General features: G+C 38.8%; 19 protein-coding genes. 11 read left to right on the top strand and 8 right to left on the bottom strand.

Annotation, left to right across the window (positions count from 1 at the left end; genetic code table 11):
• Window positions 1-187 precede the first annotated feature (187 nt).
• Window positions 188-823, bottom strand: coding sequence for a metallophosphatase domain-containing protein (locus C4F40_RS05280; protein WP_196938310.1), 636 nt, complete (start codon window positions 821-823; stop codon window positions 188-190).
• A 417-nt stretch (window positions 824-1,240) separates the two neighbouring features.
• Window positions 1,241-1,921, bottom strand: coding sequence for a hypothetical protein (locus C4F40_RS05275; protein WP_196938309.1), 681 nt, complete (start codon window positions 1,919-1,921; stop codon window positions 1,241-1,243).
• Window positions 1,922-2,238: 317 nt separating this feature from the next.
• On the opposite strand from C4F40_RS05275, the gene C4F40_RS05270 reads away from it, so the two are divergent.
• Both C4F40_RS05270 and C4F40_RS05265 read left to right on the top strand, forming a co-directional pair.
• Complete coding sequence (locus tag C4F40_RS05270; RefSeq protein ID WP_196938308.1) at window positions 2,239-3,093, top strand: collagen-like domain-containing protein; 855 nt, start codon at window positions 2,239-2,241, stop codon at window positions 3,091-3,093.
• A 203-nt stretch (window positions 3,094-3,296) separates the two neighbouring features.
• Window positions 3,297-4,898, top strand: coding sequence for a M60 family metallopeptidase (locus C4F40_RS05265; RefSeq protein ID WP_196938307.1), 1,602 nt, complete (start codon window positions 3,297-3,299; stop codon window positions 4,896-4,898).
• Window positions 4,899-4,987: 89 nt separating this feature from the next.
• Here C4F40_RS05265 and C4F40_RS05260 read toward each other — a convergent pair whose 3' ends face one another.
• Window positions 4,988-7,540: a DUF5686 and carboxypeptidase-like regulatory domain-containing protein gene (locus C4F40_RS05260; RefSeq protein ID WP_313785040.1), complete on the bottom strand. Its 2,553-nt coding sequence runs from the start codon at window positions 7,538-7,540 to the stop codon at window positions 4,988-4,990.
• A gap of 358 nt (window positions 7,541-7,898) precedes the next feature.
• On the opposite strand from C4F40_RS05260, the gene C4F40_RS05255 reads away from it, so the two are divergent.
• The gene (locus tag C4F40_RS05255) at window positions 7,899-8,237 is read left to right on the top strand and encodes a cupin domain-containing protein (protein WP_196938306.1); all 339 of its coding nucleotides are present in this window, start codon (window positions 7,899-7,901) and stop codon (window positions 8,235-8,237) included.
• A 7-nt stretch (window positions 8,238-8,244) separates the two neighbouring features.
• Here the strand turns inward: C4F40_RS05255 and C4F40_RS05250 are convergent, their stop codons facing one another.
• Window positions 8,245-9,132 (bottom strand): 1-aminocyclopropane-1-carboxylate deaminase/D-cysteine desulfhydrase, encoded by an 888-nt coding sequence (locus C4F40_RS05250; protein ID WP_196938305.1) that lies wholly within the window; start codon window positions 9,130-9,132, stop codon window positions 8,245-8,247.
• A 76-nt stretch (window positions 9,133-9,208) separates the two neighbouring features.
• On the opposite strand from C4F40_RS05250, the gene C4F40_RS05245 reads away from it, so the two are divergent.
• Together C4F40_RS05245 and C4F40_RS05240 are read left to right on the top strand one after the other, a co-directional pair.
• Window positions 9,209-10,246 carry an RluA family pseudouridine synthase gene (locus C4F40_RS05245; protein ID WP_196938304.1) on the top strand — a complete coding sequence of 346 codons (1,038 nt, stop codon included), beginning with the start codon at window positions 9,209-9,211 and terminating at the stop codon, window positions 10,244-10,246.
• Window positions 10,247-10,257: 11 nt separating this feature from the next.
• Complete coding sequence (locus C4F40_RS05240) at window positions 10,258-11,112, top strand: aminotransferase class IV (protein WP_196938303.1); 855 nt, start codon at window positions 10,258-10,260, stop codon at window positions 11,110-11,112.
• A 33-nt stretch (window positions 11,113-11,145) separates the two neighbouring features.
• Here C4F40_RS05240 and C4F40_RS05235 read toward each other — a convergent pair whose 3' ends face one another.
• Complete coding sequence (locus tag C4F40_RS05235; protein WP_196938302.1) at window positions 11,146-11,499, bottom strand: hypothetical protein; 354 nt, start codon at window positions 11,497-11,499, stop codon at window positions 11,146-11,148.
• Window positions 11,500-11,676: 177 nt separating this feature from the next.
• On the opposite strand from C4F40_RS05235, the gene C4F40_RS05230 reads away from it, so the two are divergent.
• Window positions 11,677-12,066 carry a single-stranded DNA-binding protein gene (locus C4F40_RS05230; protein WP_196938301.1) on the top strand — a complete coding sequence of 130 codons (390 nt, stop codon included), beginning with the start codon at window positions 11,677-11,679 and terminating at the stop codon, window positions 12,064-12,066.
• Window positions 12,067-12,124: 58 nt separating this feature from the next.
• Here the strand turns inward: C4F40_RS05230 and C4F40_RS05225 are convergent, their stop codons facing one another.
• Entirely contained in the window at window positions 12,125-13,537 is a 1,413-nt protein-coding gene (locus tag C4F40_RS05225) for an alkaline phosphatase (protein WP_196938300.1), read from the bottom strand.
• Window positions 13,538-13,789: 252 nt separating this feature from the next.
• Here C4F40_RS05225 and C4F40_RS05220 point away from each other — a divergent pair, with 252 nt between their 5' ends.
• Window positions 13,790-14,662 (top strand): DUF937 domain-containing protein, encoded by an 873-nt coding sequence (locus tag C4F40_RS05220; RefSeq protein ID WP_196938299.1) that lies wholly within the window; start codon window positions 13,790-13,792, stop codon window positions 14,660-14,662.
• A gap of 178 nt (window positions 14,663-14,840) precedes the next feature.
• On the opposite strand, the gene C4F40_RS05215 is transcribed toward C4F40_RS05220, so the two are convergent.
• On the bottom strand, window positions 14,841-15,374 hold the full coding sequence (locus tag C4F40_RS05215) for a lipocalin family protein (protein WP_196938298.1): 534 nt from the start codon (window positions 15,372-15,374) through the stop codon (window positions 14,841-14,843).
• Window positions 15,375-15,492: 118 nt separating this feature from the next.
• On the opposite strand from C4F40_RS05215, the gene C4F40_RS05210 reads away from it, so the two are divergent.
• Together C4F40_RS05210 and C4F40_RS05205 are read left to right on the top strand one after the other, a co-directional pair.
• Window positions 15,493-15,954 (top strand): DUF4268 domain-containing protein, encoded by a 462-nt coding sequence (locus C4F40_RS05210; protein WP_196938297.1) that lies wholly within the window; start codon window positions 15,493-15,495, stop codon window positions 15,952-15,954.
• 7 nt (window positions 15,955-15,961) lie between these two features.
• Window positions 15,962-16,771 carry a S1/P1 nuclease gene (locus tag C4F40_RS05205; protein WP_196938296.1) on the top strand — a complete coding sequence of 270 codons (810 nt, stop codon included), beginning with the start codon at window positions 15,962-15,964 and terminating at the stop codon, window positions 16,769-16,771.
• Here the strand turns inward: C4F40_RS05205 and C4F40_RS05200 are convergent.
• Complete coding sequence (locus tag C4F40_RS05200) at window positions 16,740-17,510, bottom strand: helix-turn-helix transcriptional regulator (RefSeq protein ID WP_196938295.1); 771 nt, start codon at window positions 17,508-17,510, stop codon at window positions 16,740-16,742. The genes C4F40_RS05205 and C4F40_RS05200 overlap by 32 nt on opposite strands.
• A gap of 586 nt (window positions 17,511-18,096) precedes the next feature.
• On the opposite strand from C4F40_RS05200, the gene C4F40_RS05195 reads away from it, so the two are divergent.
• Both C4F40_RS05195 and C4F40_RS05190 read left to right on the top strand, forming a co-directional pair.
• Window positions 18,097-18,513 carry a hypothetical protein gene (locus C4F40_RS05195; RefSeq protein ID WP_196938294.1) on the top strand — a complete coding sequence of 139 codons (417 nt, stop codon included), beginning with the start codon at window positions 18,097-18,099 and terminating at the stop codon, window positions 18,511-18,513.
• Window positions 18,514-18,525: 12 nt separating this feature from the next.
• Window positions 18,526-19,965, top strand: a 1,440-nt coding sequence (locus C4F40_RS05190; RefSeq protein ID WP_196938293.1) for a hypothetical protein, incomplete at its 3' end; no start/stop codon positions are given.

The raw sequence follows: 19,965 nt of genomic DNA, 5'->3' as shown, positions 1-19,965 counted from the left end.
TTTTATTGTTGTGGAGGGATGAGAACCCGCTGGGAGGGTTCGAACTATTTTTTTCTTTGCGGGTTGAGTGCGGGATCGCGGGGCGCAAACAATCCCTCCGGCTCCACTAAAAAAAGACATCTGAATAGGATGTCTTTTTTAGTATCTAGGGATGAGAATCCGGATTGTGAGCTGCAAACAACTAAGCTTACAGGTTAATCGGTTTATTCTTCATATCATACCAGTCATCTAAAACACTAGCATTTACAAAGGTGGTTTCTCCTTTGACGAGTTGACCATAGTCTTCGTGAATATGCCCGAAAACATGATATGTAGGTTTTACCTGGTAAACTCGTGTCAGTAACTCTTCACATCCCGTTCGCTTTCCGTAGACCGTTTCGTCTAAAATCCCAAACGGTGGGCCATGTGTAATAAGAATATCCGTGTCGTTTGGTATCAAATCCCAATGGTTCTTTATTTCACTACCTCGATCTCGATTAAATGCCCAATTATTGAACCAAGGTGTAACTGGCGATCCCCATATCTTCATCCCAGCTATTTCTACACCTGAATCATTGAGATAAGTTACTCCTTCGGGGATCATTTTACTAATCAGGTCAGGACGTACATTTTCGAATAAAAAATCATGATTGCCTGCAATGAATATTTTGTGCAAAAATTTTAATTTAGAAAACCAATCCAAAAAATCCTGAACTTCTTCCGGACGGCCAGATTTACTTACATCTCCGGCATGAATGATTATATCACCCTTGGTCAGGTTTAATGATCTATGCTGCCCGTGTGTATCGGAGATAGCTACAATTTTTAAAGGTTGATCTTTCAAAAAAATACATCTTGGTTTAATACGGCAAAATTAACTAAATAAAAATGAGAATGACGTGTTGCTACACACAGAATTGTCAAATATGCTTTAAGAGACAAAAGCGGATCAACAGGTAAATTTCTTAGCGTGGAAACAATCCAATAATGTGTGGATTTCTTGGTAATCACTCTTGCTTCTGACGATCCGTATTAGATAACCGGCGGACTTATCACGTCCATCAATTTCCTTGCCTTTTGAGCCATTATTCCTAGACTGGATGGTGTTTAACGTGAAAAGGTTTGAAGGTTAACTAAAAACATGTAGCGATGATTAATTATTGGCACATAATTTGATAATCATTTAGTAGGTTAATAATTGGTTTGGTAACCCCCTATCACCGCCCGGTTTTAGGGGGTTCGTTTTTTTAAAAATTAACTTTTAAAAATACCGCTCATGTCTGGATTTGATTTTTGTTAATGCTCCATTTGCGAATATCAAATCTAAGCGAATTACATTTTTTTCATCAATAGAAAAGTTAAACTGCCATAGATTTGATAGATGTTGAACAGGATCGAAGGCCTTATCTGTATCTTTATGAAACATACCGATGTAATCAAATAGGTTTGAAAAGCGGGAATCAGCATGAATTTTAACCAACTTACCATAGATATCTTCGACAGAATCACCTACACGTAAGGCATTGGATGAAGGGTTAGGCCAACTTGTAAGCTTCTTACCTTCTCTATTGTATATAGTCTTGATTACATTACCTTCAAAATAAATCTGACCGCCAGCTGGGGAACTCGGTTTACGATCGAAAATCAGTGAAGCATAAAGCGGAACCCGCTCATTCAAATCTGTTATCGCATGATTAAACTGTCCGGTAATCGATAAATAAGTTGTGGTCTCCTTAGTTTTTGTAAACAATTGCAGGTCAGTATAAACTTGCTCTGCACCGTCACCTACGGTCATACCGTGTAACGTGCCCTCCATTATACTATCTAATATGATCTCTACGGGCTCGGGCGGTTCTACAATTACCATGGGATCAACAGGAGATTTGGAGCAGGAAGACACGATCAACCCTACAAAGAATACATTTAATAATAGATACTTCATATACATAAATTTTGATTAGTTACGTAAATCAAACGAAGCTACTGTCCTGATTGCGACAGTATGCCCTTCTACGTCGCATCAAACTCATGTTAGATCTACTGCAATTTCACTATTAAAAAAATAATAATACTGTCGCTAGGTCTGGAGCATCGAACGACTATATATTCAAAGGCAGCTTTTTCGTCATACTTCCACTCATTCATAACAGAGATTGACGAATCCAAACCCGCTCTTCACTCATTTGAAGGTTTTATAAATCTATTTTCTTTTAGTTTTAGGCTATAGAAATAGAAATTCTGAAACTTAATTTTTGAGTTATGAAAGCAAACAAAATGCTGTGGTTAATAGCAGCGATCATCATGAGTATATTCGCTTGTAAAGAAGGGGATATTGGACCTCAAGGACCTGCTGGTGTGCAGGGGGAGCAGGGGATTGTTGGAGCAAAGGGTGCGGATGGTTCTGTCGTCTTCAGTGGTATAGATGTTCCGGCAACATCTATCGGTAAGAACGGTGACTACTATTTTAGAACAAATACTGGCGTACTCTATGGACCTAAGGCTGCTGCGGGATGGGGAACTGGTACTAATCTGAAAGGTGGTAACGGCACCGCTGGGTCTAAGATACTAAGCGGTACGGCAATCCCCGCCACAACGGTTGGAGCTGTTGGTGATTTTTATTTTCAAACAAACAATTATCTATTTTACGGGCCTAAAACAGCAGCAGGATGGGGAACAGCAGTAAACCTGCGAGGAGCTACCGGTTCTGCAAATGTAATATATAGTGGTTGGTTGCTAGCTAGGAATTTTAGGGACAGTACGATAGATGGTTCCTTAACAAGGATCGGACATGTCTACGCGCCTAGAATTACACCTGATGTAATTAATAGGGCGGTAGTACTCGTTTATATGAACTTTGGCGGCGGAACATTTCAGTTGCCATACACTTCTTTCGCTGCAGGAAAAGCGAGCACCATTAGTTCTCATCTTAAAGCGAATGAAATCGTAGTTCAAAGATTTACGCATGATGGAACGAACAGCATTTCGTTAAGTACTGCTTTATCTTATCGTTATGTGATAATACCTGGGAGCATAGTTGCAGGTCTTAGAAATCGTACAGTTGATTTTAACGACTATTTTTCGGTTGAAAAAGCGCTTAGCGAAATAAAAGACTAGAGCGTGGGTCGAAAATTAGTCAAACGGTTGACTAATACCAACAACATAGAATTCGGTACGTGTAATAATTTTGGTACAATGACACCTGCTTTTTCTTTAGGAAATGAAATTATCTTAGGGCACAAATAATCCTAATTTAGTTACAAACGTCGATATAAATTTAGTTGCATCGACGTTTGTAAAACCCTTAAGAAAAGTATAAAATGATAAAAAAATCCTTCCTTTTTATCGCTGTAAATGTTATCCTTGCAGCTCCCCTGATTGCCCAGACGGCGAAAGAAATGAAAGATGCGTACGCTTCTTTGACCGTATTTGAAGACCCGCTAGCTTTAACCTTAAAAAAGGGAATAAAGAAAGCCGATATCAATAAGATTGCAGATACACAGATAAAAGACGTCGCGCTCCAGTTATTGTTGGGTGAGTATGAAACTGCATATCGTTATGCGAATTACCAGGCGCTACTGGCGCCTTCTATACTAGGAAGAGAGTTGAGTGTTGGAGACGGTTACAGTAAATACGAAAATATCACCGGTGTGTATCTTCCCAAGGGAAAACATACCATCCTTGTTGATGGAATAACAGGGGATAAAGAAGTTAACCTTGTTGTTCCCAATTGGGATCGCAGAGCTCCTGAGAATATTGATCCAACGAAAGATCCAAAGGGATGGGGGATAGAGAAACAAGAATTCCAACTTCGAAATGGAGTCAATATTATTGAATTAAAAGATTTCGGAAGCTTGGCTTATATAGATTATTTCTCCGCTACACCAAAAGAAGAGCAACCCATTCAAGTACATTTTTTAAATGCAAAAGTGAATGGTTATTTTGATGGGACGAAACATGGAGATGTAGATTGGAATAAGCTGCTCGATAATGCTGTCTATCCAGTCATTGATGCAATAGGCAAGCACATTCAAATCGCTTATCCGGTGGAAGCCTGTAAACAATATGCGTACGGTAGGGGCGTGGAACTCATGAACAATTATGATTCGCTGATATACAGGCAACATCGCATTATGGGACTTGTAAAATATAATAAAGTACCTGAAAATAGAATATTATCGCGGGTAAACTATAACTACTATATGTTCCGAGATGGGGATGGGGTTGCTTATATGGGGACGACTCCTGGTAACGCAATGCCCTTGGTGGTAGACCCCGATCGTGTGATAAAAGGCGATCCGTGTTGGGGGTTTAGTCATGAGGTGGGTCACGTACACCAGACACGCCCTACCTTTAACTGGGGCGGACTAGGAGAAGTCAGCAATAATCTTTTTTCTTTATATGTGACACGTTCATTTGGAAATCGCACACGGGTTTCAGAACAGAACAACTATAAATCGGCTACAGATAGTATTATTAATAGGGGCATCAGCTACTTGCAGGATCCAGATGTGTTTAATCGTTTGATTCCGTTTTGGCAATTGCAATTGTATTTTGAGGGGATTGGAGCCAATCCAGATTTTTATCCAGATTTGTTTGAGGCCTTTCGCAAGCAGGCTACAACGCAACGTCCACAAGGAAGAGGGCGCGGAGGTAATTGGGCTTCAGATAGAATGATGGGAAATAGTAATCCTGCAGTACATCAATTAAATTTTGTAAAAACTGCTTGTGAAATCAGCAAAGTGGATTTGACGGACTTCTTTGATAAATATGGGTTTTTCTATGTGGGTGAAATCACGTATGATGATTATGGAAATTATACATACGACATGACCAAGGAGATGGTAGAAGAATGTAAAAAAGCCATCCAAGCTATGAATCTATCAAAGCCACAAGTGGATATCACGACTTTGACTGATTAACAATAATAACGGTGCCATTGGTAAAACGCCCCCCAAAAAGTTAGACAGAAGGCTTTTTGGGGGCACTCCAATTGTGTAAATATTAAATTCTAAAAATCAAATCTAAATCGTGCCCGTACGCCCCATTCCGATACATTCGGCTGATCCAAGTAGTTGAGACGTTTCACAAGGTCCACACGAAGGATCTTGAAAATATTAGACAAACCTACACTTGCTTCCATATAAGGCTCCCGTCCAAAGGTGAAGGAAGATACTTCTCCGTCTGAATTTTTTTGCCAAGCAAATACATTATTATTGAAGCTTGGGTTGTTTTCATCACGAAGTCCTCCATATATGGCTTTGAAGCTAAAGACTTCACGCCATTGTAGACGTTTTAGCAGTGGAATTTTGTTAAGCAAAAATCCGTTCATGTAATATTGCATATTGAATGCGACGTGATGATCAGATACAAACTCCAGGAAATTCATCAGGTTGTAAGAATTCAATTGATAGGCATAAGTCTGATTCGCACGATGTACCGTTAATAGTGGAAAAGGGATATTTTTTCCTAAAATATAAGATCCCTCTACATCTACATCGGCAAAGCCGAATTGAGATAAGTAAAATCTTTTGAAAGCCCCAGCCCTAAAATTGTGGTAACTATATTCACCTTCCATAAAGCCTTTAATTCCTGCTGTGTAATTAAGTGTGAAAATAGGATATTTATTAAAAATTGGAGTACGATACAATTTTCCTTGATAAAATTCCTCATGAGGTGCGTAACGTAAACCTACGGATACTTCCGACGTGTTCAACTCATTTAAAAACAGAGGTGTTCCGTCCTCCTGTGTTACTTGATAATTAAGCACTCCGGCTGGCTGCTGCCTCCACTTACTTAGGCCGGCGGAAATCGTGACGCGATTTTCGAATTCCGCTTTGTATTCCAATCGATAGATATCGTTGTAAAGATAGCTTTCATTTTCTCCTCTTTTGAAAGATAACAATACGTTGTCTTCCTGAACGAAATCTAGGTTTTGCCCAGGAATCTTCGTATCACGCTGTATAGAAGCCCGAATATAATGTTGGGGAAATTTATAAACCGATTTGTTGTTTAGTGAATAGGTGCCGCTTAAAAAATACTTCCATTTCTGGTCAGTGAAACCATAGGCCATATAGGCTTCTGAGTAGAATTTGGTGCTAAAAGATTCTGTTGTGCGACCTCCTACGCGAAGGCGTAGACCTTCTACAGGATTGTAACTGTAGAAGGTATTTACCGGGCCGATTTCTACAGGGCCAGCCTGTTTGTATCCAGAAAGCACTAAGGTGCTGATATCCATGAATCTTCGAAACGAAGGAATCGTTTGTAGGGTATCAATATTGTAATATATTATTTCTTCGGCTTTACTTAAAGGTTCATGACGTAATGACGCCCAAAATCCTTCTTTATTCGCAACTGCCGGTTGTGTAGGAGCTTTTACGACGGATTCACCGGCATAGATACTGTCGGGCTGTACTTTCCCATTAATATAATCGGAATAATAGACGATACGGTTACCTCGTATTCCACTTCCTCTTTCCGTCAACGAAAAGTCAATTCCCAAACTACTTTTATTTAAAAAATATTTACTTTTATTATCCTTCTCGAAGGCCAATTCGATATTGAGATCTCTCACAAAATTCAAGTTAATGTCTTCATTGACTTTCATCTGTGTAGACTGTACCGCATATTGACCATCTAGTGTGACATACAGCTTACCCTGAAATAAAAAATCCGTCTTACTACGGGGAAAGAAGCTTAACTCAACCAACCACGGATCCGATGTCTTGATGGTATCAGTAATATAATAGCGATAAAATGTGGGGGCGCTATTCGCAATAGGACTCAAAAATTGATTGGTTAAGAGGGCGATATTATTGTCGTATATGTCTATGTGCTGATACAGGTTATTGAAATAATTGCCTAAACCTTCGTTGTCGACAAATTTAGGATCAAATTCCGCCTTTCGCTCTGCGAGAATATATTGCTTATTTTTCTTTGGATCATTCCGGTAATATATCTTGGATACTTTTTCTTCGATAAAGGCAGGTAGGATATATTTATCACCGATCTGTACCGAATCATCTTTCTGAAATAGGAACTGATAGTTTTTAAACGCTTTCCGGTTTATGAATTTTTCGGATAAATTACTCAGGCCCAAGGAAATTTTTTCATACTGCTCGTATTCCACATATTGTTGACCCGTTAATCTGTTTTCATCCCGATGTGCGATTACCTGTCTGATTAATTCCACCGCAGGATTATTTTTATTGGAGTATTTTAGTTTTGGTCTTTTGACCACAACTTCCTCGATTAAATTCTCCGAGACTAGTAATATCTCAGCAGGGGATTTAAAGGTACTAAATAGCAGGTCCTGATTTTCATATCCGACATAGGAGAATCGTATCTTGGATTGCGCCGAGGGAACCTTAAGATTGAAGTTTCCATCGTCATCCGTATAGGTACTTTGTGTCGAACCAATCACTGCAACCGTTACAAAAGATAAAGCTTCTTTACCTTGAGCATCTAATACACGACCCCGTATTTGTAATTCTTGGGCATATATGTTAATAAAGGATAGAATAAACAGAAATAGCAAAATGCCTTTCTTTATCATGGTATTCATATGTATATTGTATCTTAGTGGTCATATGCCTGCCTACCGCAGGCAGGGAATATTTATTTGCTTTATCTGTAATGAACAATTCATAAAATATCAATTAATTCATTTTGACTTTCTGAAGTAAATGTTCAAAAATTCTGATGCAAATTAAATGGATATTTTCTTTATTATAAAATCATAAAAGCGAGTTTGACGAATAGATGATAATTAGATGATGGGCTTTCTTGAATATGACACAATGACTACCTAAACTAGAATAGTGCAAGATAATTTTAAAAGCGTATAGTAGTTTCTGAATAGAATAATCCGTGTATCTTTGTTCACAGCGAATGACAATCATTTTAATGAGGAGATTTAAGATATGAATAATCAAAGAGAGGTATTTTTGAAGGACGATTTAAAGGAATGGCAGGATCTGGGAAATGGTGTGCAGCGAAAGGTATTAGGCTATACGTCGGAAATGATGCTGGTGAAGGTACGTTTTGAAACGGGTGCGGTTGGTGAGTTGCATCATCATCCCCATGTGCAATCTTCATATGTGTCTTCAGGTAAGTTTAAGTATAGTATTGATGGAAAGGATCAGATTCTTTCTGAAGGTGATGCCTGCGTAGTTCCTTCTAATTTAGTTCACGGGTGCATATGCCTCGAAGCGGGTGAGTTAATAGATTCATTTACTCCGTTCAGAGCTGACTTTTTGTAATATAGGGCTATACGAATTGCTCATACATACCCAAAAAACCCGTTAATCCGCCGGTATGCAATATCAGTATTTTTTCATCGGCTAAGAAGGTGTCTTTTTGTACGAGATCTTGGAGGGCGTAGAATAGCTTTCCGGTATAAACCGGTTCTATCATAATACCCGTTTTGGATACAAATTCCTGGATAAAATGGAATAATTCAGGACTGGTTTTGGCGTATCCCCCAAAATGATAAGCTGTGTGCAATATCAGTTGGCTGATGGGGGCATTAAGATTTTTCATTTCCTCTTCGATAAATTCTCCCCCTTTTAATACCGGAATGCCATGAAGCAGTGTGCCGTCCAACTGATGATCCGCGATTCCTTTTGCTAATCCGGCTAAAGTTGTACCTGTACCTGCTGCACAGAAGATATGGTCGTAATTTTGTTTTAATTCTGCAATTATTTCGGAACAACCTTTCATACCTTGAGGTCCATATCCCCCTTCATCAATAAAAAGGGTCTTATTTGAATGTTCAAATCGTTGAAGAAATAGGTTTTCTTTATGTTTATATTCCGTTCGGGATACAAATTCCAGTTCCATTCCATAGAGCTTACACATGGCCAGTACTGGATTAGATACACGGTCGCCCCGTACGAATCCAAAAGTTTCAAAACCAAAAGTCGCTCCTGCACAAGCCGTGGCCAGCAGGTGATTGGACCAGGCTCCTCCAAAAGTAACAATCGTATCTTGCCCATTTCTTTTCGCATCAATTAACGCGTATTTAAGTTTACGCCATTTATTGCCTGAAATAAATGGATGTATTAAATCATCTCGTTTTACGAAAACGCGAATTTGCTTTTCTTTAAATAGCGGGAGAAATAACTCCTGTTCGGGACTATAAAAATCAAGTGTCAATGGATTATTATATTTAATTCTTGTTCTTTGTCCAAAGTTAAGCGTTTTTTTGACCTATTTGCCTTACTTTTGTGCAATGGCTGAGGATTTAGAATTACTAGAACAAGAAGAACAAGAATTATTTGAACATATCCGTATCGTTGCAGATAAGGGACAAGCTCTTTTACGTTTAGATAAATTCTTGATGAACAGGGTGGAGAATACATCTCGGAATCGTATTCAAAATGCTATTGATGCCGATACCGTCCGCGTGAACGATAAAATTGTGAAAGCTTCATACAAGGTGAAGCCTTTAGATGTGGTGACTATGGTATTGCCCGATCCACCGCGCGACACGGAGGTCTATCCGGAAGATATTCCGCTAGATATTATATACGAGGACGACGATGTATTGATTGTCAATAAGGAAGCTGGAATGGTTGTTCATCCAGGGTTTAATAACTATAAAGGAACCTTGGTGAATGCATTGACTTTCTATTTAAGTCAGTTACCCAATATGGTTGGCAATACAGGGAGACCTGGACTAGTACATCGAATCGATAAAGATACCTCGGGACTTTTGGTTATTGCCAAAAATGAATGGGCCATGACCTATTTGGCTAAGCAATTTTACGATCATTCGATAGCCCGTCGTTATGTCGCGTTAGTATGGGGAGACATCGCAGAAGATGGCACCGTTTCAGGATACATAGGACGTAATTTGAAAGATCGCAGGGTCATGGATATGTACAAAGAGCCGGAGCAGGGTAAGTGGTCGGTGACGCATTATAAAGTGCTGGAACGATTGGGATACGTGACGTTAATCGAGTGTCAATTGGAAACGGGGCGTACACACCAGATCCGTATGCATATGAAATCAATAGGTCATCCCTTATTTAGTGATGGCGCCTACGGTGGTGACCGAATCATGAAGGGAACGGTCTTTAACAAATACAAACAATTCGTCGATAATTGCTTTACAATAATGCCCCGGCAGGCATTACATGCACGTGAATTGGGGTTTGAACATCCTAAATCAAAAAAAATGATAAATTTTGAGGTACCAATACCAGAAGATTTTCGTTTAGTGTTAGAGAAATGGCGTAATTACGCCAACGGTCACGAAGTTAAATAGCTTATTCATTTATGCCGATACATTATATTAATTACAATGGTGCATTAGTACCGGATGATACGTCTGTCTTGACAGTCGATAACCGTGCTTTTCGCTATGGAGATGGTCTTTTTGAAACGATGCTTTGGAAAGACGGGGGTATCCGTTTTCTGAAATTTCATGTGGAAAGACTACAGAAGAGCATGAAAATGCTGCACTTTGATGAGTACACTAAATTTGACGAGTTTTTTATACGAAACAGAGCAGAAGAGCTGATCCGGAAAAATAATTTGGTTGGCAAACAGTTACGCATCCGCCTAATTGTGTTTAGAGATGGGGGAGGTCTGTATAGTCCCCAAACGAATAGACCTGTTTATGTGCTTCAGGTGCATAAACTGGAGGAAACCTTACGGGACAAGAAAGTGGGGTTGATTATAGACCTTTACACTGAATATAAAAAATCTTACAGCGATCTATCCGGTATAAAATCCAATAATTCGTTGATATATGTTTTGGCGGGATTGCACAAGAAGAAGTTCTCTTTTGACGACGTACTGCTATTAAATCAGGATGGCTACCTGTGTGAGGCTTTAACCTCGAACATATTTGTGTATTACGAAAAGACATTATATACGCCGGCTTTATCTGAGGGATGTATTGACGGTGTTATGCGGCGAGTCGTAATGGACATGGCCGAACACGAAGGGATTCCTGTCGTTGAGGCGCAAATAAGTCCTGAAATAATGAGACGGGCTGATGAGATTTTCTGTACCAATGCTGTTCAAGGCATCCAATGGGTAATGGGTTATAAACAAAAGCGTTATTTCAATAAGATGGCGCGCATTCTGGAAGAGAAATTGATAAGCTGGAATTACGAAGAAGCGTGATAATAAGCATCTCATCAATTCTTAGCTTTCTGATTATTTCTGTTTCACGATTAAATAAAGGTCGTTTTCAAGGGGTAGGTATCCATATTCATAAACAAAAACATAGGACTGTCCTTTACTGGTGCGGAGTAGATGTGTATGATAATCAAATTGGAAACCTTCTTTTTGAAGTTTCTCTAATGGCGTTTTAATTAATTTCTCATTTCCTAAGAAAGCCTGTAGTATCCTTCTGTTTTTGCGAAGTATGTAATTGATATTACGAACGGTATTATTTTGATCGCTATTTAGTCGGTTGTTATATACATTTCTGCAAGCGTCATCACAAAAACGCTTATCCGCACGCCCTTTTACGGGTTTGAGACACTCTAAGCATAATTTTTCACTCATATTCAATCTTTAGTATCTAATTGTAAACGTTTACAAACGGTTATAGTCGGTAATAAACGTTTAATATACGAATAATTTTTTTTAGCTCGCCGATCTTTGTGTCAGCAAGTAGCTTTTAGGCTATTCGTTGTTTAGGTTAAATTAATTAATATTTTTTACAATTTAAATTTTAAGATCATGAATGCTTTAATGAATCAAGTTCAGTTAATTGGACGCTTAGGTGCCGATGCGGAAATCAAAACAACAAGTCAAGACACGAAAGTATGCACCTTGCGCTTGGCAACTAATGAACGTATAAAATTACGGAGTGGAGAATGGAAAGAGACTACGCAATGGCATACCTGTGTGGTATGGGGTGAGTTGAATAAGGCTGTAGAGAAGTACGGTAGAAAAGGTGCACAAATTCTAGTGTCAGGACCATTACAGTACCGTGAATATATAGATAGTCAAGGTATAAAACGCTCGATAGCGGAGATCAAGGTGAATCATTTCATGGCACTGGATTATTCATCCAGAGAGGTCGATAGCCGAACAGAAGAGGGGAGTGACACGGATTTACCATTTTAGAAGATCAAAAAAGTGGGATGCTCATTGAGCATCCCACTTTTTTGATCGATTTGGATTTCTACAGTTCCAATCCAGCTGCCTCAGCTACTTTTTTAGGGATGTCAACATTGTCCATTTTATGACCAAACAAATCAGCACCTGCGCCAATAGCATAAATGGGAATATATGCAGCGGAATGCCCTCCGGATGCCCATTTAAGAGAGGAAATGTTATTCAATACAGATATACTTAGCGATGCTAATTTGTCATCATTGGCATAAAGGCTTTTTTCAGTCTCATTTTCATGTTTAACGAAACTCCGTTCGTATGCCGCAAATAGTTCTTTTTCATCTCTTTCAGTTACTTTCGCTGTAGCCCAAAGTCCTAAATTCTGTTGCAATACGTTTTTCACCTCTTCCCAACTGGCATCGGGATTATTTTTACGTAGCTCTCGGATACGTGTAGAAAGTTCTCCTTGAGAAATTTTCTGTCCCTCTAATGCTTTCGTGTTTAATCGACTACTACCGCTACCGATTCCCAGTCCTCCGGTTTCGTGATCCGCCGTGACTATAATCAGCGTTTCTTCTGGATGTTTTTTATAAAATTCAAAAGCTAATTGAACAGATTCATTAAAATCAAGTACTTCGTGAATTGTGGTGCTACCATCATTTGCGTGGCAAGCCCAATCTATTTTTCCGCCTTCCACCATCAAGAAAAAACCTTCTCCTTTATTGGTTGTGCTCAACGCTTCAATTGCAGCAGCTGTTATGTCAGCTAACTTAAGGTCTTCTGTTTTTTGGTCAATTGCATATTTCAACGCCGATGGGTCTGCGCCATCTACGTTGGTAAGGATAATTTTATCTTGGCTCTGCTTTACCTGTTGAAATGCGTTATAGCCTTTCACAATACGGTAGCCTGCCTTTTCAAATTGAGGGAATAAGGAAGGTGCTTCTTTATTATCAAAAGTCTTATTCGGTTTTAAAAAACCGGCACCCGCGAAGAAGTCAAAATTGGATTTAATCAGATCAAGGCCAATTTCGTAGTACATGTTGCGATCAGGGCGGTTGGCATAAAATGATGCAGGAGTAGCATGATCTATACTCACACTGGTCGCAATACCCACTTTCATACCTTTAGCTTTAGCAGCATATGCAATACTCTTATAGGGTACAGTAGCCGCACTATCCATTCCTATCACACCATTCTTTGTTTTTTTTCCTACAGCGAGTGCGGTGCCTCCGGCCGCTGAATCGGTAACTCCATGGGAAAGGGAATATGAGGTGCCGAATGTCGCGTATGGAAATTGCGTAAATACCAATGGGAAGACACCGTTTCTCCCGGCTAACTCTGCTGAATATATTTCAGCGAGGTTAACCTGATTGAGCCCCATACCATCACCGATCATAAAAAATATATATTTGGCTTTTTGACCAAATAAGGGAAGAACGAAAAGAAAAGAAAGAAAAAGTAACGTTGTAATTTTTTTGTTCATAACTATTTTTACATTGAAAAATCAAATATAAGCTATTCAGATTAAATTAATGTTAATTCAAAAATACCATATGAACAACACTTGAACGGCTATGAACTGCACGGCAAATTAAATAAATCTCAAGTCTATATTTACTTTCAATAGCGGTTATAATTGCTTAACAACTAGATATACAAGATAAGAACAGACTAAGTAAATGAAACAAAATTTACACAACGGTGTTGTAGTACTGTAATTAATCATTTTAATGCTATGGAAAATAATTTATTAAATTTAGCAAAATCGTACTTCAATGATGAGATTAGCTCTACATTGAGAGCAATCACTGGAGAAGATAATGAGACGATCGAAAAGGGCTTAGATATTTCAATTCCTTCCGTATTTTTAGGCCTTCAAAGTCAGTCGTCGGAAGGTTTGGCTGGTATATTGGAACAGGCAAAACAACATTTTTCAGATGCTGATCTTGGGAATGTAACAGGAAGTTTATCTGCTCAAGAGCCCGATGATGCGCATGCGGCACCTCAGGTTTCCAACAGTAATCTCCTACATGCTATCTTTGGCAATAAACTTGATACTATCCTCACTTCACTAAGTACGTTTTCGGGTACTACTTCTGGTACGATCAGACACGTGTTAGAAGCTGTTCTTCCGGCGGTATTCGCTAGTTTAACCAAGAATGGCAGTAATTGGAACATCGGTTCGATTACCGAAATATTGGAAACAGGCAAATCATCATTTGCTTCGGTTCTTCCTGCTGGATTAGGATTAAGTACTTTTGGATCTGCATTTGCGGAAGCTAATACCACACCGAGTATTCCGACTAATGACGAAGCTACCTTAGAGGAGCAGAATCCGTCGGATACGTATGTAGCCCCTATTATCGAAGAGGAGATTCCTCCAGTAACTCCTTTGGCTGAACCGGTTGTGCATACTCATACTCCTGAGGCTGTGGCTAAACGCACTAGAGGCGCAGGCCTATGGTGGATATTGATTCCCGTCATTCTGATTTTGCTTTGGTTTCTTTTTGGCAGAGGAGGAAGCGGTACCAATAATACGACTGCCGCAGATTCGGTTACCGATACATCAATAAATTTAACCGATACGGTTTTGAACAGTCCCAACTAATCCAGGTCATTATATACAGTATCTTCAACATGAAGAAAATATTGAGGAGTACGAATGAAACTAGATAATAAACTGAATCCGTCTATTGTCATTATAAAAGAAACCGCTCTACATTAAGAACGGTTTCTTTATATATGGTATTAAGAAACAACGCAAATCATATCATCAAGTTCACAGATTAATCATGAAATGTCCAGACCAATTTTTTTACGTCATATCCAGCCTGCTCCGCGTATGCTAAATACATGTCACGTATTTCATCTGGTATGGTTTTTTCCCTTGATAATATCCAGATATAATCTAAATTTTCTCCAAAAACCAATGCATACCGATAGTCTTCATCTACATGCATAATGTTATACCCCGAATAAAATGGACCAAAAAAAGAAACTTTAAGTGCACCTTCACTGGCTGTCCTTATAAATTTTGCCTTACCAATACTTTGTTTGTGTTTATTTTTAGTGAAGTCATGCCCTTGGTTGTTTACGCGGATAGAACCATCCTCGTTGAGGTTATACTCTGCTGTCACGTTTTTGAGATTCTTTTCCCAATAGAAATCCAATCGTGCGATTTCATACCACTTCCCGAGATACTTATTAATATCTAGATTTTGCATAACAGGAAGGTCTGATTTTATCGGTTTCCAGATATTGTAGATGACTGAGCCGGCTGCTACGGCCGTCAAGACTAATAGTGATTTCTTCTTATTCATATTTAATTCCTTCGTGAGTTTGCCTTTCCTCCGTGAGGTAGGCAAGCTGGGTTATTCAGTTAAAACATTTAGAACACATAAATGTTTAGGTAAATCGTTAGTTTTGTAAAAAAACAGATTGTACTCAAGGGAAGAAACAAAAAAACTGAAAGAGCATTTTTGGACAACATTTGGCCAATATATGGCTGCTGTTCCTTCTTCAGACATGGAAAAAATTAACTGGGTGAATTATAAAACCGGTATTAAAAACATTTTCTTTCGTATGAACGTTACTAATAAAAATGCGACTTTAATGATCGAAATGTCACAACCTGATGAAGGGATAAGACATCTGGTGTTCGAACAGTTGTTGGAACTTAAACCTGTTTTTCGGGCCGCGTTGCAAGAAGAATGGGATTGGAGTAATGTGTGTTTTGATGAATATGGGAAAGAAGTAAGTCGTGTTTCCACTTCTTTGGAAAACGTCAGCATCTTAAAAAGGGAAGACTGGCCTGTTTTGATCTCATTTTTCAAACCGCGTATCATCGCTTTGGACGATTTTTGGTCTACCGCAAAGTATTCATTTGACATCTTTAGATAATCTTTACATGAAGCATAAATTTTCAATGTTATTAGCGCTTGTCGTTTTTATTTCTATATTCTCCATTCGGGCGGCACAAGCATGGGGGATCACAGGACACCGCGTGATTGCGGAAATTGCCGAACGACATCTAACGAAGAGAGCAAAGAAGAACATTCAACATATAATTGGCAATCAAAAACTAGCTTATTGGTCAAATTGGGCAGATTTTATTAAATCAGATCCAGATGCTAAACTGAATCAAACCGGATCTTGGCATTTTGTAAATACGAATGCCAATCTAACATTTCAGCAATTTTCGTATGAACTGCTACAGTCTTCTGAAAATAATTTATACAAAGCCTATTTACGGATTAAGGATCAAGCAAAAAATGGTGCCGATCGCAGTCTGCTAGAAAATCAATATGATTTGTACTTTATTATTCATCTTTTTGCAGATGCCCACCAGCCCATGCACGTGAGTCGGGAAGCAGATCTAGGAGGGAATAAAGTGGAGGTGATGTTCTTTGGACGGAAGACCAATATTCACCGGGTGTGGGATTCAGATCTAGTCGATAATGAGAAATACAGTTTTACGGAGTATGCACAAGTACTGGATATTCATGATATAAATTTTTATAAAAAATACCGGGACTGTACATTTGAAGAAATGCTATTCCAATCCCACGAATTAGCGAATAAGGTCTATAAAGATGCAGAAAACAACGCTAATTTGAATTACAACTATGTCTACGATTATAAGTACATCATGGAGGAATGTTTACTTAAAGCGGGTATCCGCCTAGCTACGCAGTTGAATGAGATTTACGGTAGATAAAAGAAACAGATTGGCTTCTTAATTTGTCAAATTGTTCAGGTAAATTCAATTGCATCCACAATGTCAAGTCTTCTGAAGAAGACAACTGAAGTTTCTTGCGGATTCGATATTTCCGGCTTTCTACAGAACGGGTGGTGCTGTTAGTGAAGCGTGCAATTTCTTTTGTTTCGAAATTAAGCACCAGCATCGCACAGATTTCGATTTCTTTAGCAACGAGTTTGGGCGAGCTGACCGTCATCAGTTGGGTTGAAAATTCAGGAAAATATTGATTAAATTTAGTAAAAAAGATAGAATTTCCGTTCCTGGCAAATTCCATTAATTCCTGAATATTTTTGTCTTTGTGCTCTTCCTTCTGGGAAGATTGCTGTTGACTGAGCTCTTGAAGCTTATGCATAAGCTGGTTGACCGCCTGTCGTTGTTCCGACTGCGTATTTTGGTAGTATCTGAATGCAACAAATAATAGTATTGAAATAAGAAGGATAAAACTACCCAATATAAGTATGTGGCTTCGGTATTTGAGGCGCGTTGTTATCTCGCTCGATATAGGAATATCTTCAAGCACGTCCTTATCTCGAGTTTCGATAATAATATTACCATTAACCCCAGCATTCTCTGTTTGTAAATTGACAGCATACAACGACTGGCTTTTCGATACATCGAATATCGGCTGTGCATTCGCGCTTTCTGCGATGGAATATGCAACAAAGAATATAATGAATATCAAATAACGGGTTATCATGTATTATATCTTTTGATTTACGATTTCTTAATTTTTCTAGTTTGACTAAAATGCCTTTTGATACCATTCAAAATTATCAAAAAAATAGATAATTCAAGTTTTCGACAACTATTTTGATAATAGTGTTATTTTAAAAAAGCCGCTTAATGATGTCATTAAGCGGCTTTTTTGTTATGTCGCTTTTATAGAACAAATAGATTATACTAGTTCTGTAGTAGAACCACTACATTTTATGATATTAAGATATTGATTATCAAATACTTGATGTTTTATAGTGACTTTTCTGGAATTTTTTGTGTTTGTGCTTCATTTTCGAGGTATTTGTACCTAATAAATGGTGGAGAGGAGCTCATTTGCTGAGTATGCGTGGAAGTGAGTAGTGGCTTTTATAAGCTCTCTGTCTACTTTTAGTAAAAAACCAAATATCAAGAACTTGTAGTTTTACGTTTACAATTATTTAACCTAACGTGCTGGTTTTTAAACAAGTATCTTTTAACGTAAAATGTGCGTAGAAGTGCGTGTTCAATAATTCCAAACTCCCATCTCTTCTGATTTTCTTTGTGCCTAGAACGCAAATAATCTGAATATGGAATCTGCTAATAAAATTAATCGGATCGTACTAGTGGGGGTATCTCAGCGAGTATCTGCACGTATAAGATACTCGTTAAACACCGTGTTTTCGCCCGAATTTCCGACAAAAAGTCTAGGGAAGATCATTGAACTGGAAACATATGCGGATGCGGGAGATGCATTACATCATTGCATGGTTATGTTATCAGTTAATATGCGAATTAAGGAGAATATAGAGCACGTTGAGAGCATATTAAAAATGGGCTTTAAGGCAAAAATGGTTTTAATCATCGATGAATGGGAATTGTCTTTCATGCCATTTTATAACGCGATCGGCATTCATGACTTTGTAGAACGCAGTCAACTAAAAGAAAATTCAGAAGCTTCTATATGCAAGCTTTTGAATGTCAATTTAAAGTATAAATCAATATAAGGAATTAATCTAATGAATTTACGTAAAAAATTATTACTATATGCTCTATTTTTGAGTTGTATAGGAGTGGTCAATGCACAGTCGAAGATTTCGGATGGCACTGCAAATGGGGGGGCTGTTGTTCCTAGTAAAAATGCAATTCTGGAATTGAGTAGTACAAATAAAGGACTACTGCACGTACGTGTTGAACTCGATCGAATTACAAATTCCAGTCCATTGGGTGCGCATGTCGCCGGTATGATGGTTTATAACACGAGCGCAACTAATGACGTCGTTCCAGGTATTTATTATAACGATGGCACAAAATGGGTCTTGGTATCCTCTGGGGCAGCTTCAAATATATCTTATGATCCGACAACTTACCTGATCAGTTATATTGATGCCCAAGGTGATTCGCAAACGATCAATCTTGTGCAGGCGATTAAGGACAATGAAACTAAAACTTTACTAATCAATAATGGAGGAGGAAAATATTCGTATTATAACGAAGAAGCAATTGACGCCGAAGGTAATCCGATTGTAAACCGAGGTGTCACGATCGATGTTCCGGCCGATGTTGTCAATAACTTCGAGGAAATCGTTACCAATACCGAAGTATTAAACCAGCTGATTAAGAACTTAATCAACACCAAAGTGGGGGGTAACGTATACTATGACGGTGATAAATTCACCTATGTAACCGAGACTGGCGAAACCAAAGAAATCACGATCAAAGAAATCGTTCAGGCGAATGAGACAATTACTACTCTGGTTTCTCTTGGAGAAGGTAAATATGAATATACTTCTGAAAATGGAACAAAGACGGTCATCAATGTGCCCGCTGATGTTATCCAAAACTTCGAGACCATTGTCAAGGAAGAGAACGTTAAGAACGAAATCATCAACCTGATCAAGAATGCGGGTGGTAACGTATATTACGACGGTGATAAATTTACCTATGTAACCGAGACTGGTGAGACGAAAGAGATTACGATCAAGGAAATCGTTCAGGCCAACGAGACCGTTACCACATTGGTAGCCCTTGGCGGAGGTAAATACGAGTATACTTCCGAGAATGGCACCAAGACGTTGATCGATATCCCTGCCTCAGTCGTGGAGAACTTCGAGACCATCGTGAACGAGGGTCCGGTTACCATCAACGGCGATACGTTCAATACCATCGAGGATTATATCACGCATCTTGCGAACAATGTATCCAATATCTCGGGCAGTGATTTCATCACCGTTACGGGTACGGGTACCGCGGCAGATCCGTACAAGGTCAGCATCAAGGAAGGCGCTGCCAACTCCATGCTGGTCACCAATGCGGCCGGACAGTTGGAATGGGCGACCATCGAGTCTATCGTAAAAGACAACGAGACCGTTACCACTCTGGTAAAAGACTGTCACTTTAAACAATCTCACTCCTCTTACGAAACAACCATATGCTTGATCGTTATCCCTTCTCCATTG

The organism is Sphingobacterium pedocola (genome assembly GCF_015209965.1).
Taxonomy (GTDB): domain Bacteria; phylum Bacteroidota; class Bacteroidia; order Sphingobacteriales; family Sphingobacteriaceae; genus Sphingobacterium; species Sphingobacterium pedocola.
The sequence above is the reverse complement of the archived record's forward strand: the minus strand, read 5'-3'. Positions and strand labels throughout refer to the sequence as shown.

Coding starts and splice junctions, on each gene's coding strand:
- C4F40_RS05275 (WP_196938309.1), bottom strand. CDS start 1,921: ATGAAGTATCTATTATTAAATGTATTCTTTGTAGGGTTGATCGTGTCT.
- C4F40_RS05270 (WP_196938308.1), top strand. CDS start 2,239: ATGAAAGCAAACAAAATGCTGTGGTTAATAGCAGCGATCATCATGAGT.
- C4F40_RS05265 (WP_196938307.1), top strand. CDS start 3,297: ATGATAAAAAAATCCTTCCTTTTTATCGCTGTAAATGTTATCCTTGCA.
- C4F40_RS05260 (WP_313785040.1), bottom strand. CDS start 7,540: ATGAATACCATGATAAAGAAAGGCATTTTGCTATTTCTGTTTATTCTA.
- C4F40_RS05255 (WP_196938306.1), top strand. CDS start 7,899: ATGAATAATCAAAGAGAGGTATTTTTGAAGGACGATTTAAAGGAATGG.
- C4F40_RS05245 (WP_196938304.1), top strand. CDS start 9,209: ATGGCTGAGGATTTAGAATTACTAGAACAAGAAGAACAAGAATTATTT.
- C4F40_RS05240 (WP_196938303.1), top strand. CDS start 10,258: ATGCCGATACATTATATTAATTACAATGGTGCATTAGTACCGGATGAT.
- C4F40_RS05235 (WP_196938302.1), bottom strand. CDS start 11,499: ATGAGTGAAAAATTATGCTTAGAGTGTCTCAAACCCGTAAAAGGGCGT.
- C4F40_RS05230 (WP_196938301.1), top strand. CDS start 11,677: ATGAATGCTTTAATGAATCAAGTTCAGTTAATTGGACGCTTAGGTGCC.
- C4F40_RS05225 (WP_196938300.1), bottom strand. CDS start 13,537: ATGAACAAAAAAATTACAACGTTACTTTTTCTTTCTTTTCTTTTCGTT.
- C4F40_RS05220 (WP_196938299.1), top strand. CDS start 13,790: ATGGAAAATAATTTATTAAATTTAGCAAAATCGTACTTCAATGATGAG.
- C4F40_RS05215 (WP_196938298.1), bottom strand. CDS start 15,374: ATGAATAAGAAGAAATCACTATTAGTCTTGACGGCCGTAGCAGCCGGC.
- C4F40_RS05205 (WP_196938296.1), top strand. CDS start 15,962: ATGAAGCATAAATTTTCAATGTTATTAGCGCTTGTCGTTTTTATTTCT.
- C4F40_RS05200 (WP_196938295.1), bottom strand. CDS start 17,510: ATGATAACCCGTTATTTGATATTCATTATATTCTTTGTTGCATATTCC.
- C4F40_RS05195 (WP_196938294.1), top strand. CDS start 18,097: ATGGAATCTGCTAATAAAATTAATCGGATCGTACTAGTGGGGGTATCT.